The organism is Lyngbya sp. CCY1209 (genome assembly GCF_035615495.1).
Lineage (GTDB): Bacteria > Cyanobacteriota > Cyanobacteriia > Cyanobacteriales > Microcoleaceae > Limnospira.
This window is the reverse complement of the sequence record NZ_JAJENU010000553.1, coordinates 1-18,148: the sequence shown is the minus strand read 5'-3', so window position 1 is coordinate 18,148 and position 18,148 is coordinate 1. Positions and strand designations below refer to the sequence as shown.

Sequence of the window (18,148 nt, the reverse complement as noted above, 5' to 3'; positions counted from 1 at the left end):
ATAAATCACCATGTTCAACAAAAAACTATTTTGTAATTCGGAATAAATACGATATATTTTATCCCTATAAATGGGGTTTACATCGCATTTAAAAACTCAATTAATTCAAATAAGGAGTCCCGATCAATGAAAATCCAACGCCGGAAAAAACGCCAAAACGAAAGCCCTGCCCCCGTGCAGGAACAATTTCAGTCCCGGCCGTTTCAGGATGCCAACTTTGCCCCCCCGGACAAACAAGCGGCCCCGCCGGAACGCGAATCACAGCCGGAAGCGTCCGGGTTCGATTTTGCCAAAATTTCCATTGTGGGCAATGGCGACGCCCCAACCCAACCCATCCAGCGCAGCGAAGAAGAAGACGTGCAGATGCAGGCGGAACCCAACTCGCCCATGCACCGCCAATTTCAGAATTTAGCCCGAAGAGATAACCCGCAAAATTCCGCACCCCCGCCACCCATTCAAGCCAAACTCACCGTGGGGGCAGTAGGGGACAAATACGAACAAGAAGCGGACCGGGTGGCGGATGTGGTTGTCGATCGCATCCAATCTCCCCCCGCGACGACAGAGGTTCAGAAACAGGAGGAAGAAACACTGCAACAAAAACCCCAGTTATCGACTCCGCCGACGATTTCTAAATTGCAGAAAAAAGAGCAGCCAGAAACGGTACAGCGAGAGTCCGAAGAAGATGATGAAGACGTACAAATGAAGCCCCAGACTGCCGAAGCTGGGGGAGAAGTGTCGGCGGATTTCGAGTCGTCCCTTCGGCGAGAAAAGGGCGGCGGACAACCGTTGGATGAGAACTTGCAGTCCCAAATGGGGCGGGCAATGGGAGCAAATTTTGGCGGCGTGCGGATTCATCAGAATTCCCAAGCCAATCAACTGAATCAGTCCATCCAAGCCAAGGCTTTTACGACGGGCAAAGACATCTTTTTTAAACAGGGAGAGTATCGGCCGGAGAGTCGGGGCGGACAAAAGCTCATCGCCCACGAGTTGACCCATGTGGTGCAGCAGGGTGGGAGTCAAATTCAGTCGAAAAAAGACGACAATTCAACCGTCGCTACTGGGGGCTTACTCACGCTACAAAGGAAAACATATACAGTAAAAGATAAAGCTCATGCCAGAGATGAAAATAAGAAGAGTAAAGAAAAATATAATCCTGGGGATTTGGTCGAAATTAGTGATGATGAAACTCAGCACAAGATCGATCCGGCTGGCAACAATAGATGGTATCGAATTAAAGATAGTCAACCTCCTCGTTATATTCGGGCAACTCGATTGCAGTTGTATGGAACTTATATCTCCGACAAGAAACGTGTCAATAGCAATGATAAGGCTTTAGAATCACAAAAAGATAATATCGAAAAAATAAACGAATTGACAAGAATTGAAAAGCGAGACTATAAAAACAAAAAAGGTGAAACAGAATCGAAGAAAATGAATCTTGCCGAGCAAATCGACTTGGGCAAAGGTTTTCTGAAAGATGATGATGATACAGATGATATCGTTAAAGTGATAACAAAAGATGATATCGTTAAAGTGATACAAGAGTTGAGTCAAATTCCCGAAGGGAAAACCTACTTATCTCAAAATGGTTTTCTTACCCAGGAAGAGTTAGAAAAGGTGGCAGAAGAAAAACGAGTGATCGGAGATTGGGAAAGATATGAAGAACATGACATTGACCTTAAAACTCTGGGAATTGCGCCTGATGTTCGTGGAGAGGCAGTTTTGAGTCCAATTCACCGTCTGCAAATTGCGACTTATCAGCGAGATTTAGGAATTAAGGATGAAAAATTTCGTCAAACCCCCGGATATTTGCGTTATGAAGCGAAGAATATGAAGAAAGCTAAAGAAGAGTACGAGAAAGCTGCCAAAACCGATCCTAATAGTGAAGATAGCCAGAAGAAAAAGGAAAACTATGAAGCCGTGAAGAAAGGGATCTATGATAAAGATACTGAAATGTGGGAAAAGGCTCTAAATAATGATTTAACAACTATACCAAAGTCAAATCAAGAGATCGCCAAAAAATATCAGGAACAAACGGATTCAGCCATTGCCATTCTGAAACGAGTTTTTATTGTTCTTCAGCATGGATTGATGTACCGTGATGACCAAGACAAACCCAAGTTTGAGGAATGGCAAGAGAACGTTGCAGTGGCACTCTCCCACGGCGGTCGCGTCATGATCAATTTGCCCCCTCTTCAAGGCAAACAAGACCAGCATGAGTTTATTTATTGGCTGCTGGGTGGTTCATCAGCCCAAGTCCAAGAACATAAACCGAAATCACATAATGACAAGGGTGCGGATAAATCCAGTGACTATTACAAAGCAAAGGTCGATACTCGAATTGCTTCTAGTCACGACGTAGAGGTTACTCAAAATTCATTGAAGGAGGTCAAGAGTAACACTTTTGATATCAAGGGTAAAGTCCCTGGAGCCACGAGTACCATCAAACATTATGGAATGGATATACCGTTGGGTGGACTGGGCAATGAAGATATGGCGGGTGATGTCATCCTACCAGATGGCCGACACGGTCATATGTACATCTACTACAGGCCTCCAAGCAAGGAAAAACCTGGCAGCGTACTAATTGGTGCTGAAACCTCCAGAATGGCTCATACAGATGTGTTTGGTATGTATCACGATAAGAGGGGCGCTCCGGCTGAGGTGTCTCCCACCGGGACCAGTAAAGCCGGAAGGATCGGTGCGGAATTTGGCGGTCGGGTCGTTGACTATACGACCCTAAGTGAGGATGGGAAGAGTCTAACAGTTAAAGATGCCGATTGGTTAAAACAGCTTAAGACAGCGGAAGAAAATGTGCAGAAAGGTGTCATTACATCTAAAGAGTTGTTGGGAGAAAAATTAAAGGAAGAACGCAGAAAGTTATTATTTGAAAAGCCGATGCCAGAACAACAAAATTCACAAAAAGAAGACGGCTAATAAAAATAGAGTATTTCAATGTAAATTGAATGAAATCAAGTCTATATTTGTACTTGATGCAATTGTCAAATGAGGAGCGATGCTGAAACGTTTCATCTCAATTCGATATGTCCTGCCCCTGTCGATCGCTCTCCCGTTGTTACTCGCCACAGGACTAACCACCCTGCTGGCATTTCTCAGCGGCCGCCACGCGATCGATGTCCTGAGTTTAGAATTGAGCAATAAAGCTCTGCTGTCAATCGAAAAACACATCGCCGCCGCCCTAGAAGTTCCCCAACTGATAAACCGCTACAATGCGATCGCGGCGGGTCAAGGATTTCTCGATCCCAATAATTTCGAGGTCTTGCAATCCTACTTCTGGGATCAAACCAAAACTCGTCAGTCCGGCCTCGACATTTATTTTGGGTCAGAAAATGGCAATTTTCTGGAAGTGAAACGCTTCCCGGATGGTCGGACTTCCCTATTGTTGCGCGATCGCACCACCGCCCCCCGTTTGGAAGAGTACAGCCTCGACAGCCGGGGACGCAAGGGGGAGAAAAGAGTGACAGAACAACAGTACGATCCCCGCATCCGCCCTTGGTATACTAAAGCCCGGGAAGTCGGCGATCTGACCTGGAGTCCCATTTATATTTTTGCTACTTACAGACAGTTAGGGATTACCTCAACCGTACCCCTTTATAACGCTCAAGGTGATTTCATCGGCGCTTTTGGTATCGATTACCGGCTGAGTGAAATTAGTGATTTTCTTGCCGGTTTGGAAATCAGCCCCCGAGGGGTGGTATTTATTATCGAGCCTTCCGGCGACTTGGTTGCTAGTTCAACAGCCCAAGAGCCATTTCTGGAAATCGACGAAAAACAGGAACGATTGCCCGCCATTCAAAGTCAGGAACCCGTGATTCAATTCACCATGAAATACCTGTTGAAGAACAGCGACAACCTAGCTGATATTCAGGAAAAAACGGGCTTCAGCTACAGATTGCAGGGTCAACGGCAACTGGTACAGGTGGCTCCCTTGCAGGAAAATTTGGGTTTAAACTGGCTAATTGTGGTGGTGATTCCCGATCGCGATTTTACCGAACTGGTTTATGGGAACATTCGTTTTATTCTGGCGATCGGAATCATCGTAACAGGTGTTGCGACGGTCTTGGGAGTGGTGGCATCGCAGTGGATTGTGGGGCCGGTGGGGGAATTACACCGGGCGGCGAAGGCTTTAAAAACCGATGATTTTGATGCGCTCAGTTTACAAGAAATAGCATCCCGACCCGATGAAATTGGCGAATTTAGCCAGACATTTTTGGAAATGGTTGAAAGCATCGATACCCGCCAACAAAGCTTGGGGGAAAAACTCGAAGAACTCAGCCGAAAAAATGAGGAGTCGCGACGAACCGCTTCTCAGGGTCGGGGATTCAATCTTGAGGACTTACAAAACTTAATCGCACGCTCCCAACAGGTGCGACAGAAGCGCTCCCATGATTAGTTCTCCGAGTCTGGATTAGCCCGAACCATCACTTCGATGCTGTTGGAACTGATCGGCCGCACTTTCGTGGTGATGTCGAGTTCCGGGAGTTGGGAGACGTTGGGTTTCTGGGATTTCTTCGTGCTCGCCGGTTTGGGGGATTGACCTTTGGCAGATCCGATTTGCGATCGCGTGGTTTTTGCCGATTTGCCGGTTGGTGACTTGAGTTCCGCCGCCAAGGTTTTATCGATGCCAATATTAGCAGGCGTACCCCCTTCCCTCGCCAGCCGCTTCAAAAAGGCTTTCATCTTTTGAGCATCCAAATATTTACCTTTCCCCTGAACGTTGACAATGTAAGCGAAGCTATCGCCGATGGTCATCGTCCGCACCAATTTTACAACGTCGAGGTCAAATTTAACTCGCACATCTTCGAGTTTGCTACTGACCATCGTTTTATCGGGATTCTGATTGATAATCGCTTTGATTGCCTGCACTACATTTCCAATCAGTGCCGGGGACATTTCGACTTCTTCGATCGCCTCCGGATTATCCATATTTTCTTTCAGTTTCTTCTTCGGTTCTTCTTCTTCCTCTTTCTTTTCAGTTATTGTCACTTTCATTTTTAACTTGCGCTTTTTGATCCGCGATCGGATGTTCACTTTTTGATTTTTATCTTTCTTTGCCTGAATCGTGGGAATTGGCGGGCGATCGCCAATTGGAAGAACGGGAATCACTTCGCGGCTGTAGGTATCCGACGCAAAAAAGCGTTGAATGTCGGGCTGTTCTCCCGACTGTTGCACGACGTGGGTGAGTTCGTGGGCGAGGAGTTTTTGACCGCCGGAACTGTGGGGATTATAAGTATCTTGGCGGAAGAAAATATTTCCTTCCGTCGTAAATGCTTTTGCATTCAAGGAACGACTGAGGCGATCGCTTTCCGTATCCCGGTGGATGCGAACTCGCCCAAAATTGAAGCCAAACGCCGCTTCCATCGGTTCTCGAACCGATTCTGACAGAGCTTCTCCTTGACTTTCATGTGTTTCTAAAGCTGTTTCAATTGCAGGTGTTATTTCCTTATAATTGGAGCCGATTGATGCCTCCTTTTTCTGGACTTTACCTTTATTTTTGGTTTTTCTTTCCACTCCGACAATGACGTAGCTGCTCCCCTTTTTCGTCTTTTTCTTGTTCTTCATTTTCAGGGATTTCAGTTTATAATTCTTCTTGAATTTTTTCAGCAGCTTTTTAACCCGACGGGCTTTCGGATTTTTCTTGATTTTCTTCTTCAATTTTGTCGCGACTTTCTTCAGAACTTTGGATTTTTTCTTTTTCTTTTTATTGTTTTTCTTTTTGTCTTTCTTGTCCTTTTTCTTGGATTTAGTTTTGTCCTTCTTATTTTTCTTTTTCTTTTTGTCCGTCTTCCCTTTCTTCTTGGATTTGGTTTCACCCTTCTTATTTTTCTTTTTCTTTTTGTCCGTCTTCCCTTTCTTCTTGGATTTAGTTTTGCCTTTCTTTTTCTGACTCTTTTTCTTGCCCTTCTTCTTGTTTTTTTTGTTTTTGCCTTTTTTCTTGGATTTTTGATCCTGCGAATCTTCCAATGAATCCATCAGAAAAGCGGCGGGATCGAGAACCATCAAAACGCTGCCGACAGAATCAAAAACACCACCCACAACCTTATCAACCGGACTTCTCAACTTTTCAATCACTTTTTGAATTTTGCCGGGAAGACCACCCAAACCTAAAACGCTGGCCAACAGTCCCAAAACGAGCGGAAGAATTTTAACCAATGCAAACTCAACCGCCTTGGCAATTTGGCTGACAATTTGGGAAATAATCGCATCCATTACCGATCCGATCGCCTCCAAAAGCTCCCGGATCATGTCCATATTGTTGATAAAAAATATCAGTAAATCAACAATTGCTTTGGCAATTTTGACAATTCCTGAAGCCGGATTCGTCAAACTTAAAACCCATTGAATCCCCGCAATCACAATTTGAGGAATTACCACCTCAAACATGATGCCACTCATGAACACATCTTTAAGGGTGGATAAACCCGATTTGATGAAGTCCCACAACACCATGATCCCTTTCTTGGGAAACTCCACGATCGCCGTAAAAAAGCTGACCGCCAACGCCGGTAAATCCTCGGGTATGGATTCCAAATACTCTTTCAAGGCGGCGGGTCCATCTTCGATCAGAGTGGTTAAAATGTCACTCGCCCAATCTGGCAACGCCCCGGAAGCCAACTCAAAAATATAATCTTTCGTCAAACCCAAAACTTGCAGGATGATATCGAGAATCCCCTGTAAATCAAACTTGTCGGGAAACTTGATCGGCATATCCATTCCCAACAGCCAATCAAAAAGGGCATTTTTAAGGTGGGTGGCAATATTTTTTCCGAAGTTTTTAAATCCTTCTCCAACGCCACCAAATAGGGCATCCATGATCCCGCTCGGGTCGTCAACAAACGCATCCAGAAAATCCCCCGCCCGACTCCCAACCCCGGGAATTTGTGCGATGACCGGTTCGATGACTCGCAACACCTGCCGCAGAATCCAGGCGGCTAGTTTGGCAATGGCGGCAACGGCTTGGGCGAGTAAACTTTTATTTTGGTCTTTTAATTCTTTGATGCGTTTGTCAATTTCTTTGAGGCTGGCTTCATATTTTGCCGTCAAATCATCGACCAGTTTGTTTTGGCGATCGTTAATACTGCTTTCCAAACTGTCAAATTGAGCCTGCACGTTAGCCGCCGCTTCGTTGCCGACCCCTTTCAAACTTTCCGGCAAAGCGGCGACGTAGGTGGTGACGCGATCGCGCCCTTCTTGAACTGCATTTTTTGCATTCGCCAATTCTTCTTCGACGATATCGGCAATCCGATATACCCCGGCTTTTTGTTCGGCGACAAACACTTCCCGAGCCGTCGCATAGATATTATTCACTTCGCTGGGAAGGCCGCTAATAATTTTATTATACGCCCACAGAGGCAAATTAAAAAAGCGTTTCAGATAAAAGCGAACCTTGACATAAGCCCAACCCGTCTTGATCTCGATCCAGGGTATCCACAGCGGGTTTCTGTTGTAGTAATAATCATGTTTCCACTCTTGAAATAATTCTTGCTGTTTGGCTTCAAAAGCGTCTCTCGCCTTTTTGTTCGTCGCTTCAAATTCGGCATTAACCCGGGCATCCATGCGATCGAGAATGCCGTTGACATTGACTTGAGTTTCGTCATAAATTGCCTGAATTTCTTGGGTGACTCTCGCCCGTTCCCCTTCGTCCTTTTGTTGGGCTTGGGCTTGGGTATTGGCGACATTAATAAATTCCTCGCTTCGCGTCGCGAACATCTGCTCTTGAGAGTCGAAAACAGCCCCGGATTGAACGTCGAGGGTTTCTTCCTGAACCCCCTGTTCTTCCTCTCGAAAACTCGTCGCCGTTTCCTCGACATTTTCTTTCGCTTCTTCGACTGAATCGGAAACATTAATTCCCGCTTCCGACTCGTACAATTCCACCCGATTTTGATCGAGAATTACCTCCCCTTCTTGGGTCGGTTTTTCGGCTGTAAATCCCTCTGCGTCCCGCTGAATCATCCGTTGCGGATGGGATACCGTGGCATTCACCGGAACCACTTCACTCTCGCTTTCTTCTTCTAGGGAGGACGAGGTTTCCGCCTCCGGCATCCTCATCACCGTTTCCGCCGTGCGATCGGCTTCCTGCTCGTATTTGTCCCACGGTGCCCCCACGATCGACTTCTTCTGAAGCTTTGCGGGAATCAATTCATCTAAAGCCTGTTTCGTTTCTTCTAAGGGCTTTTCGACCTGTTCTTCCGACTGAGATTTCGGCACCGTCGCTTCCGCATCGATCGCTTCCGGAACGGGGGCTTCTCCAGTTTCTTCAACGGGGTCCGGAGTCGGCGTTGAAACCTTCGGTTCCTCCAGATCTGGCGCGGGCTCTCGGGTGGCGGAATCTTCGAGTTCTCCCCCCGATTCGGATTTGGTATTTTCAACTTCTTGTTTGATGTCTTCCGTCGCCTCACCCGCACCTTTAGCCTGTTCGACATCTTCCTGACTCTCGGGTTTATTTTGATCGAGTACAGCCAGAAGGTTACTGATAAATTCTTCCTTATTAAACGGTTTCACTTCCTTCAGGGAAGCCTCTTCCGATTGAGATGCTTGAGCCTCCCGCATTTGCTGGGCGGGGTCTACGGCGGCATCTTGGGCTTCTCTGGCTTTATCGGCGGCGGGTTTGTGGGTACTTTGTTCGGCGGCGAGGTGTTGGGTTTGTCCCACTGCGGCTTTAAATGCCGGGTCAGAATCGGGCGATCGCGGCGCGGGTTTTCCGGTCAAATCCGGGGCTTCAACCACACCCGGATCGTCCAATCCTTCCGGAGTATCTGTCGCTTCCAAAAAGCCATCTTCCGGGCTGGTTTCCTTTTCCTGTTCTTCCGCTTTTTTTTCCCCTTCTTTTTCCGCTTCTACCTCCGCTTTCTCAGCCTGGGCATCTGCTTCTTCTTTGGCTTTCTTTTCCCCGGCAATATCTTTGACTTTTATCTGTTGTTCTTTTCCGTCTGTTTCGTCAGCCTTGGACATCTCTGAATCGGTTGCTTTTTCAGAGGATTTTTCTAAAGTTTTTCCTTTTTCTTTAGCTTTTTCTTCATCCTCAGCACCGACCATTTCTTCCGTTTTATCAGCCTCTTCTTTGGTAGATTTTTCCGTTTTTTCAGCTTCAGAAAAATCTCCCCCTTCGCTTTTCTTATTTTTAATTTCATCAGCTAAGGCTGTCTCGGCTTCAGTTTTATCTTCTTTGATTTCCTCTTTTTTTTCAGAATCGCCTTCTTCTGACTCCGACTCCGACTCCGACTTGTCGCCGTCTGATTCACCGTCTGATTGGTCGCTTGATTGACTATCAGATTTTTGAATTTCCTTTCTATTTATTGATTTTTTCTTTATTCTTTTTTTGTCTTTATTTTCGCTTGCTTCTTTTTCTTCCTCTTCACCTTCTTCTTTTTCCTCTTCGCCTTCCTCTTCGCCTTCCTCTTTTTCTTCCTCTTTATCTTCCCCTTCTTTTTCTTTCTCTTCCAACTCTTTTTGTCGTTTTTTATCCTCTTCTTCTTGTTCTTTTTTTCGTTTTTTCTCCAGTTCTTCCCTCAAGTCCCGGCGCTGCACGATCGCTTCCGAACTCGAAATCATGTCTGGTTGTCGCCGAACTTTATTATTTTTATCCGGAATTTCTAATGTCGATTTATCCTTTGCTTTTGACCCCGTTTGCTGCACGGTATGGGTGAGTTCGTGAGCCAGTAATTTTTTACCCTGTTCTGATTCCGGGTTATATTCTCCGGCATTAAAATAGATATCTTCCCCATAGGTAAATGCTTTGGCTTCCAACTCCTGATTCATCCAAGCCGCGTCCCCATCGGTATGAACTCGGACTTTTCCAAAGTCTTGCCCGAACCGAGATTCCATAAAGTCTCGGGTGTCTTCCGGCAAAGGATTACCACTCCCCTTCTTCGCTTTCAGGCGGCGTTCGATATCTTGATCGGCTTCAAATGCACGGCTTTTGGGGCGTTTTGATTTCCGATTTTTATTGGATTTTAGAGTAATATTTACATTTTGCTCATCCTCGCTTTCTTCCGAGGAATGAAGCAGGGCATAAGGAATGGCAGAACGGCGACGGGGACGGTGGCTATTGATGCGTTGAATAGTGGGAGAAATAACTTCCGCCGTTTCTTCTTCTTGGCGTTGAATGGGCTCGGCTGTGGGGGGCAAACGCATCAACATGACCATATCCGCCATGCGATCGGCTTCTCGTTCGTACTTGTCTCCGGGGGCTCCGACAATCAGTTGCGGTTGAAAAGGCAATCCCCCAGAATTGGGTGAAAAGGGTTTTAAATTGATGCTGACATTTTCTTCATCTGAAGAACGCTGAATCGAAAACCCTGCCAAATTCGATACAGTTGAAGAGAAGGGTTTTAAATTGATACTGACATTCTCTTCGTCCGATCGCTGAATGGGAGCAGTCCCTATATAAGATATCATCGAAGACAAAGGTTTCAAATTGATACTGACATTCTCTTCGTCCGATCGCTGAACTCTGCCGATCGCCTTCCGTTTAATTCGGTTAATTTTGGAAGTGCGATCGCCCCGCAATTTCGGCTGAACTCTCGCCCCCGTTTGTTGAATCGTATGGGTCAATTCGTGGGCTAATAACCGCCTGCCGCCAGCCGAATTGGGGTTGTATTGTCCGGCATTAAAATAAATATCGTTTTCGTGGGTAAACGCTTTCGCCCTCAAATTGTGGCTGAGTTGAACCGCCTCGCTGTCGGTGTGGAGACGGACCCGGCTGAAATCATTTTCAAACCGAGATTCCATAAACTCGCGGGCGGGTTCTGGCATAGGAACGCCACGACCTTTCCGGCGGATAATGCGGTTGGCGATGTAGGAATGGGCGACAAAAGATCCGTCCCCTTTCGGCTGACGTTGCAGTTGGGTGTCGGGCGGTTTATTGTCCTCCGGCGGCGGCGTTTCCGGTGGTGCCAGCTCGTCCATTTCCGCCGTTTCTTCTCCGCTTAAATCGCTGTTTTCTTCCCCCTCTTCGTCTGCCGGGGAGGTGACGAGGCGTTTCGGTTGCAGTTTGGCGGGGGTGTAGTCGAGGATGGACAATCGGTCAAATTTATAGCCGGAAGCGAGGTTGGCTTGGCGTCGGATCTCCGGTGGGTTCGGGGGGGAAAAAAAGTGCGATCGCCCGTCGGTAGCAGTTTCCGGCGTTGCGGTGTCGGTTTCGGCAAACGATCGCGATCGCGGTAAAGCCGTTTTAGCCTGTACACTCGGGGTGGCGGGCGATATCTGCGGGATTTTCGTTCTAATTTTGACCATCTTTCCCCCAAAGGTACAGCAAGCGTAACTTTACCTTTTCGCAATTTATTAATTATAGGGGTTTCCCGCGACGGGCGGAGCATCTGTTAACTAAAGTTCACAATTTTTAGGAGAAATTTGCATTCGGTTTCGGAATTTAATGGCCAGAAATCTCGGCTCGACTTCACCCTCTCAAATCAATCTTTTAACTGGAAAAACAGATCGATTCGATCAGTTGATCCAGCCAAATTCGTCCGTAACGAGACGAGAGTCCGGGGGGACTGTCGAGTTGCAGGACGAGTTCATCAAAGGATGCCGTCAGGACAGCTTGTAATTCTTTGACGGTCACATAATATCCGGCCGATGCGGCAATTTTCGCCAGTTCTTCGCAGTCGGAAGCGGCGATAATTTGTTCCTGCAATTCCGGGCGATTCGCGATCGCATCAATAAAATCTTGCATGACTCGATAAGCGGACAAGCTAGAAGCTTATTCTACTGTAGCACAGGCATCCTGCCTGTAATATAGCAATGTGCAACCATTTGTAAAATTGTCTAGCCCCCAAACCCCCAATCTTGGGGGCTTTGACCGGATCGAATTTTCACGAATCATTTCACACTGCTATAACAAGCTGTAAGGGCAACAACGGACTATTTTACTCTAATTTTACGCCCCAAGATTGGGTGTCTATCCAACCAGGTTGCACCCCCAAATAAGCTTTGAATTCCAAGGGTATTCCCGGGCGATAGATCAGTTTCAAATAAGCCAATCTGCGGAATAAAACGCTTTCCCATCCGGGGCCGAGAAGTTGCGATCGCCGCCGCAGTGTTCCCGGCCAATTTTCGGGGGAATCTCCCTCGCGAGTTAACCCACCAAAGGAGAGGATCGCATCCCGTTTTTGGGGCAGACAAAATCCGGTTTTGACCAAACCTTCGAGGAACAGTTTCCAGGCTTCTCGATTTTCGAGATAGCATTCGATCGCGATGGTGGGTGCGATGTCAGTTTCAATTTCTATCTGCAAATTTGTTGTCTTGATTCCCGGCGATAGGAAAGCCAGAATGGCGGCGATCTGATGGCGATCGCCCTGCCATCCGATCCGGTCTAAATAGGGGCAGATCTGTTGAATAGAAATATCGCTAATATAGAATCGAATATTGTGGGGTTCCCGACTCAGCAACACGCCGGATTGAAACAGTTTCGCTGTCTTCGGTAAAGCGTTCAGCGTGCGTTCGATACGTTGACTTTTTTCGGAAGTTAGCGGATGTTCCAACAATGGATTAAGATGGGTTGAAAGATGGGCGATCGCCGAGGAACCCAAAAAGACGCTGGGGATGGGAATAGCAGGAGGTTCGGCGTCGAGATCGAATTCCAACCACAGGTCTTTAATATAGTCGTAAAAAGATGTATTTGGGGTTGACCATTGAGTGCAAAATTGGCGAATTTTTTGCCATATGGGATGGTCAATTAATTCGTCATCTAGGGACGGGATAGTTTCGTAACCAGCCAATAGGTGATAAAATTGAGGTTGGGTTTCCACCGCTTCCGAACCGGCGACGATGTCCCGGCCTCCGGTTTCCGGACTCACCCGAAAAAAGAGATCGGCTTGGGGGGTGGGGTCGGCGAGGCGGCATTCAAACCCCACCAAGGAGGCGATCGCATCGGGGAAATGTTGCCCGATACCCGACAGGCGGCGGCGGAATTCCGCCGAAATCAGATCGGGGGAAAGGTTGGGGGCGATCGCATCTAAATAATCAGTCAGAGTTCCCATTAGAAAATCTGTAAATTAGATTAAAAAAATTTGGAGTCTGCTTTCCGGCACCTTACAATTAGAGAATATTCAGAATTGAACTCATGAAAAAATGAACGGGACATCGGCGGGAATTCGGGCAACGGTTTGGAGTTGGAGGAGTGGCATCCTGGCAGCACTAATGCTGATTTCGGAAAGTGCGATCGCCACCCATCCCACTTTAGCCCAAATCGAACAATTGCCCAACCGCGATCGCCCCTCCATTCCGCCGGTCAATTGGCCCCGCCCGCAAAATCCGATTATCATCGATGTCGAGACGCCGGAACCGCTGCAACCCCGAAATCCGATTCTTCCTGCCGAAGTCGAGGAGACCCCATCAATTCCCGTGCCCGATCCGCTGCAATCTGTACCCATCCCGCCATCGCCGGATCTGGGGGCTTCTGATGCCTTGGAGGGGTTGGAAGACTTCGACTATTGGGCGAATCTCTGCCACCTTTTAGCTGACCAACAGGAGTACGGAAAGGGCCTCGCTGCCTGCGATCGCGCGATTGTTTTGAAACCCAAAGCGGCGGAAATTTGGGCGGAACGGACTCATATTTTATTAGCAACAAAACAGTATACCGAAGCGATCGCATCCGCCGACATGACCTTGGAACGGGAGTCGAAATATTCCCTCGTTCTCGCCTACCGCTGCGCGGCGTTATCTGCCCTGGGGCGGTACGAAGAAGCGATGGAAAACTGCGATCGCGCCCTGGAAATAGACCGCAATTGGGAGGATGCCACCCCGGCCGTCGTCATCTTTCAAAAAGGGCTGATCCTCGAACGCCAAAACCAATACGAAGTGGCTTTAGAAACTTACGAAGCGGCTCTCAAATTGGAACCAGACAATTCCCAGACTTGGTTGCATCAGTGTCATTCTTGGTATCAATTGGAGGAACCCTACAAGGCGATCGCCGCCTGCGAAAAAGCCCTGAAAATTGATCGCAACTGGGGCGAAAGTTCGGCCGATCGCGCCTGGAAATATCGGGGATTTGCTTCTATTAATTTGGGGAATTACGAAGAGGCCAGCACCTCCTTTGATCGCGCCCTGAATTTGAACGAAGACGATCCCACCCTGTGGGCTGCCCAGGGGTTCGTCTTCAGTGTCCTGAACCGCGATCGGGAGGCTTTAAACGCCTACGAACGGGCGATCGCACTGCGCCCCGACTACTCCTATGCCCTCGTCAACCAGTGCCGGTTATCGAACGATTTGGGGCAGTATCAAGCCGCCCAAAAAGCCTGCGAAGCCGCCTTGGAAGGGGATGGTTTTTGGGACGAGTGGGGTTCGGCCCCCGCCTGGAGTCAGTTGGGCGTCGCCCTCGCCGCCCAGGGCCAACTAGAAGAAGCCAGCATCGCCGCCAACCGCGCCGTCGGATTTCAACCGGACTACGCCGAAGCCTGGAATAATCGCGCCGTAATTTTGTGGTATCGGGGAGACTACCTGGCGGCGTTGGAATCGGTTGATCGCGCCATCCAACTCGACCCGAATTCCGCCAAGGCGTGGCAAAATCGCGGCCGAGTTTTGGCTTCTCTGGAACGGTTCGAGGAGGCGATAAAAGCCTATAATTTAGCGGTGGAATTAGACCCCGAAAACCCCGATCTTTGGTCGAGTCGCAGCGTCGCCCTCTGGCAGGCTGGAGACTATGCAGAAGCGGTCATTTCAGCCAAAGAAGCAGTGATCGTCAACCCCGAATTTTTTCAGGGGTGGTATAATATGGGAACGGCTTTTATCGCTTTAGAAGAGTACGAAGATGCCGTTTTTGCCTATCAGCAGGCGACCCGAATTGAGCCGGAAAATGCCAACGCCTGGGCGATCCGAGGTTACGCTTTGGAACGGTTGGGGCAACTCGAAGCCGCCCGAGAAGCGATCGCCGAAGCCCTGAAGTTGAATCCCAACCAACCCGTCGCCCTGCAAATTCAATATCAACTCGAAACCGAACTCTCAAATCGACAGCCACCCCCATCCCCATAGGCAACTTGATATTACTGCTATAAAAACCTGCGTCTGATATTCTATAATAGAAAAGTAATGCCAATATTCAAGGTGTCAGCAATGGTTTGGCTTGCCCATTTATCCCGACTCTGGCCGCGTGCGATCGCCGCTTCTGTAGTGGGAACAACGATCGCTCTAACAATGGGTGCAATTCCCGTTTCCGTTTCAGCACAGTCCGAATCGACGGAAACCTATACCGATTTTATGGATTGGTGCATGAATCGGGAAAACTTGTCGGAAGAAGCCGAATATACCGTCAAACTCATCTTGGAACAGGCGGGGACATTTAACTGTGTCCGAGCCAGCGAAAATTTGCTCAATTTGACTCGCTTGGATCTGACGACGAGCTTGATCAAAGATGTCGCACCCATCGGAAGTCTGACTAACCTAACTGCGTTGAAATTGATGAATAATCACATTTCCGATGTCAGTCCCCTCGCCAATCTCAAGAATCTCACCAGCCTCGATCTGAGTTACAATCGCATCGTCGATATTTCACCCCTGGCAAATTTGACCAATCTCAACGAGCTCAACCTCAGCTACAACCAAATTTCCGATATCAGCCCCCTCGACAGTTTGTCGGAGTTGAGCGAGTTGAACTTAAACCAAAATGATATCGCCGATATTAGTTCCCTGCAACCCCTGGACAACCTCACCTATTTATTCGTCCGCAACAATCCGATCGCCGACGAAACCTGTCCCGTTTCTCCCAAATATATCTGTCAGTTTTAAGAGGGAAGATCGGAGCGCGTTCAAGGGCTACGGCTCCGGATCTTTAAATTGCCGGTAGAGGTAGCGGAATTGCAGGATCAGCCCCAAGGTGACTTGCTTCATGATCAGATAGGTGACGGAAATAATGACGAAAGTAATTACCATTATCAAGAGCGGTCTTTTGGAAGTCAGATCGTCCAAAGTGCCCACCATCACAACGTGCGGCTGAGTCACCAAGTCCCAGCTATTGTAGCGTCGGAATCGACCCACAAAAATTCCGATCGCGCAAAGAAAGTGAACCAGGAATTCGGCGGGAATAATCCATTTTTTTGCCCCCTGTTTTGCCAAATAATAACCTTGGTTGATGAGGGAAATCGTGTAGGCTTCGATGCCGAATAAAAAAGCCGAGACGTAGAGGGGGATCAACAGCAGGGTAACCCTCCAAATGGAAGCCTCGGAACGAGTGATCTGGATCAGGTGAATGATATCCGTGAGCAAATAGGGCGCGTTGGGCAGAAAGGCGATAAAAACAACCAGGATGACCCACCAAAACCAAGGCCGAGAATCGTTCTTCCAGCGAAATAATAAGACGCTGAGAAGCAAAGGAATCGTCGCCAAAAAGAGATTCCAAATCAACCAATTGTGTCGCTTGAGGATATTGAACGTGTCGGCGATCATTGTTTCCATCATGTTTCAATTTTTCCCCTCTGGCAGTTTTCAGTCTGCGGGGCCGCGGTGTCGCGATCGCCACCGGCGAAGTCCCCGGTCAAGATCAGTATAGCAACAGGATTGGCGGATGTCTTTCCGGAAAAAAACCCGATCGCAATGACCGCCCCCCATTCGCCCTCCAGCAGTGATAGGATTGGGGAAATTCGTTTCACTTAGAGCCCAAGCCCGCATCAAGGAGGGGGCGATGAATCAAATTAAAACAGTCGTGTTATTGGCTTTGTTAAGCGCCTTGCTGATTTCGATTAGCTACTGGGTGATCGGTGGCACTTGGGGAGCGGTAATTGGGGTGGCCCTGGCGGCGGCGACGAACCTAGGATCGTGGTTTTATTCCGATCGCATCGCCCTGAGCGCCTACAATGCCCAACCCGTCAGCTACGAACAGGCGCCGGGACTCCATAACATGGTGCAACAACTGTGCGATCGCGGAAACTTGCCCATGCCCGGAATTTACATCATCCCCACCCAATCCGCCAACGCCTTCGCCACAGGCCGCGACCCCCAACACGCCGCCGTTGCCGTCACGGAAGGCATCCTCGAGTTGCTCCCCGAAGACGAGCTCGAAGGCGTCATCGCCCACGAACTCACCCACATCAAAAATCGGGATACCCTCACCCAAGCCGTCGCCGCCACCGTCGGCGGGGCGATTTCCGCTTTGGCCAATTTTGCCACCTACGCCATGTGGTTCCGGGGTTCGGGGAGCGATCGCGGCCCCAACCCCCTCGGCCTGTTGCTGACGGTGATTCTGGCCCCCATCGCGGCCACCGTCATCCAACTGGCCATTTCCCGGACCCGGGAATTTTCGGCCGACGCGGGGGCGGCAAAATTGACCGGAAACCCCCGGGGGTTGGCCCAGGCGTTGCAGCGACTCGACTCCAACGCCCGCCAGTTGCCGATGGGCGCCAATCCGGCCTTTGAACCGCTTTTGATCATGCACGGATTTTCGGGGCAGATGATGTCCAATCTGTTTTCCACCCACCCGTCCACGGAAGCCCGCATTCAAGCCCTGTTAAAATTGGAACAACAGATGTCCGTCTGAGCAATTATTATTCTTGCGATACCATATCGGTAGTTTCACTCTGGAGAACGAACCATGACCGAAGAAAATATACCCAAGGAGTCCGCGATCGTGGAACAGAATCAAGAAACGAGTCTCGCACCCCAAGAACCAGCCGACAGTGGCGATGGAAAATACGCCGATGTCGAAAAGGCAACCCAAGAACTGATGGATGCTATCAGACACCTGGCTTTGTCCGAAATGCAATCCGCCGGGGATTTTTCCAAAGAAGCCTACATTCGCTCGGTGCGGAATGCCCAGAAGACCATCGAAAGTTTCCAAGGACTGACTCGGGAACAGATGGAAAAATCCGTTCAAACCATCGAATCGGAAGCCGATAAAAACTGGAAAAGCGTGCTCGAAGAAATGCAAGAATGGAGCAACAAAATGCAAGAATTTAGCAATCGCTTAATGAAGGCAGCTCAGGCGGCTTGGGACGTGCTGACGGCGCCCAAAACTACAGATAAAGATACGGAATAGATCGTTTTTGGAATCATTGATTGGAGTTTTACCTCCCTTTTCCCGGTTTCTTTGAAATCGGGTTTTTTATCTCAATCTATGATGATATAGCGCTGCGCGCGGGTGTAGGGTGTAGGGTGTAGGGTGTAGGGGCTAGAAATCGCCAAGACACATGGAAGTTTC

The 18,148-nt window shown here is 48.5% G+C and carries 10 protein-coding genes; 6 read left to right on the top strand and 4 right to left on the bottom strand.

Annotated elements, in window-relative coordinates; genetic code table 11:
• Window positions 1–126 precede the first annotated feature (126 nt).
• Together LKE08_RS19215 and LKE08_RS19210 are read left to right on the top strand one after the other, a co-directional pair.
• Entirely contained in the window at window positions 127–2,937 is a 2,811-nt protein-coding gene (locus LKE08_RS19215) for a DUF4157 domain-containing protein (RefSeq protein ID WP_324705866.1), read from the top strand.
• Between the two features lie 79 nt (window positions 2,938–3,016).
• Complete coding sequence (locus LKE08_RS19210) at window positions 3,017–4,414, top strand: cache domain-containing protein (RefSeq protein WP_324705865.1); 1,398 nt, start codon at window positions 3,017–3,019, stop codon at window positions 4,412–4,414.
• On the opposite strand, the gene LKE08_RS19205 is transcribed toward LKE08_RS19210, so the two are convergent.
• The 3 genes from LKE08_RS19205 to LKE08_RS19195 all read right to left on the bottom strand — a co-directional run bounded on the left by LKE08_RS19205 (window position 4,411) and on the right by LKE08_RS19195 (window position 13,001).
• Window positions 4,411–11,256, bottom strand: a complete 6,846-nt coding sequence (locus LKE08_RS19205; RefSeq protein WP_324705864.1) for a DUF4157 domain-containing protein — start codon at window positions 11,254–11,256, stop codon at window positions 4,411–4,413. The genes LKE08_RS19210 and LKE08_RS19205 overlap by 4 nt on opposite strands.
• 184 nt (window positions 11,257–11,440) lie before the next feature.
• A complete protein-coding gene (locus LKE08_RS19200) occupies window positions 11,441–11,695 on the bottom strand; it encodes a Nif11-like leader peptide family natural product precursor (RefSeq protein WP_324705863.1) in 255 nt (84 codons plus the stop codon).
• Between the two features lie 193 nt (window positions 11,696–11,888).
• Window positions 11,889–13,001 carry a hypothetical protein gene (locus tag LKE08_RS19195; protein WP_324705862.1) on the bottom strand — a complete coding sequence of 371 codons (1,113 nt, stop codon included), beginning with the start codon at window positions 12,999–13,001 and terminating at the stop codon, window positions 11,889–11,891.
• A gap of 91 nt (window positions 13,002–13,092) precedes the next feature.
• Here LKE08_RS19195 and LKE08_RS19190 point away from each other — a divergent pair, with 91 nt between their 5' ends.
• Both LKE08_RS19190 and LKE08_RS19185 read left to right on the top strand, forming a co-directional pair.
• Window positions 13,093–14,991, top strand: coding sequence for a tetratricopeptide repeat protein (locus tag LKE08_RS19190; RefSeq protein WP_324705861.1), 1,899 nt, complete (start codon window positions 13,093–13,095; stop codon window positions 14,989–14,991).
• An 81-nt stretch (window positions 14,992–15,072) separates the two neighbouring features.
• Window positions 15,073–15,744 carry a leucine-rich repeat domain-containing protein gene (locus LKE08_RS19185; RefSeq protein ID WP_324705860.1) on the top strand — a complete coding sequence of 224 codons (672 nt, stop codon included), beginning with the start codon at window positions 15,073–15,075 and terminating at the stop codon, window positions 15,742–15,744.
• A 27-nt stretch (window positions 15,745–15,771) separates the two neighbouring features.
• Here the strand turns inward: LKE08_RS19185 and LKE08_RS19180 are convergent, their stop codons facing one another.
• A complete protein-coding gene (locus LKE08_RS19180) occupies window positions 15,772–16,413 on the bottom strand; it encodes a DUF1361 domain-containing protein (protein ID WP_324705859.1) in 642 nt (213 codons plus the stop codon).
• 223 nt (window positions 16,414–16,636) lie between these two features.
• Between LKE08_RS19180 and LKE08_RS19175 the strand changes: the two genes are divergently transcribed.
• Both LKE08_RS19175 and LKE08_RS19170 read left to right on the top strand, forming a co-directional pair.
• Window positions 16,637–17,488: a M48 family metalloprotease gene (locus LKE08_RS19175; RefSeq protein ID WP_324705858.1), complete on the top strand. Its 852-nt coding sequence runs from the start codon at window positions 16,637–16,639 to the stop codon at window positions 17,486–17,488.
• A 54-nt stretch (window positions 17,489–17,542) separates the two neighbouring features.
• Window positions 17,543–17,986, top strand: a complete 444-nt coding sequence (locus LKE08_RS19170; RefSeq protein ID WP_324705857.1) for a hypothetical protein — start codon at window positions 17,543–17,545, stop codon at window positions 17,984–17,986.
• The last annotated feature ends 162 nt before the right edge of the window (window positions 17,987–18,148 follow it).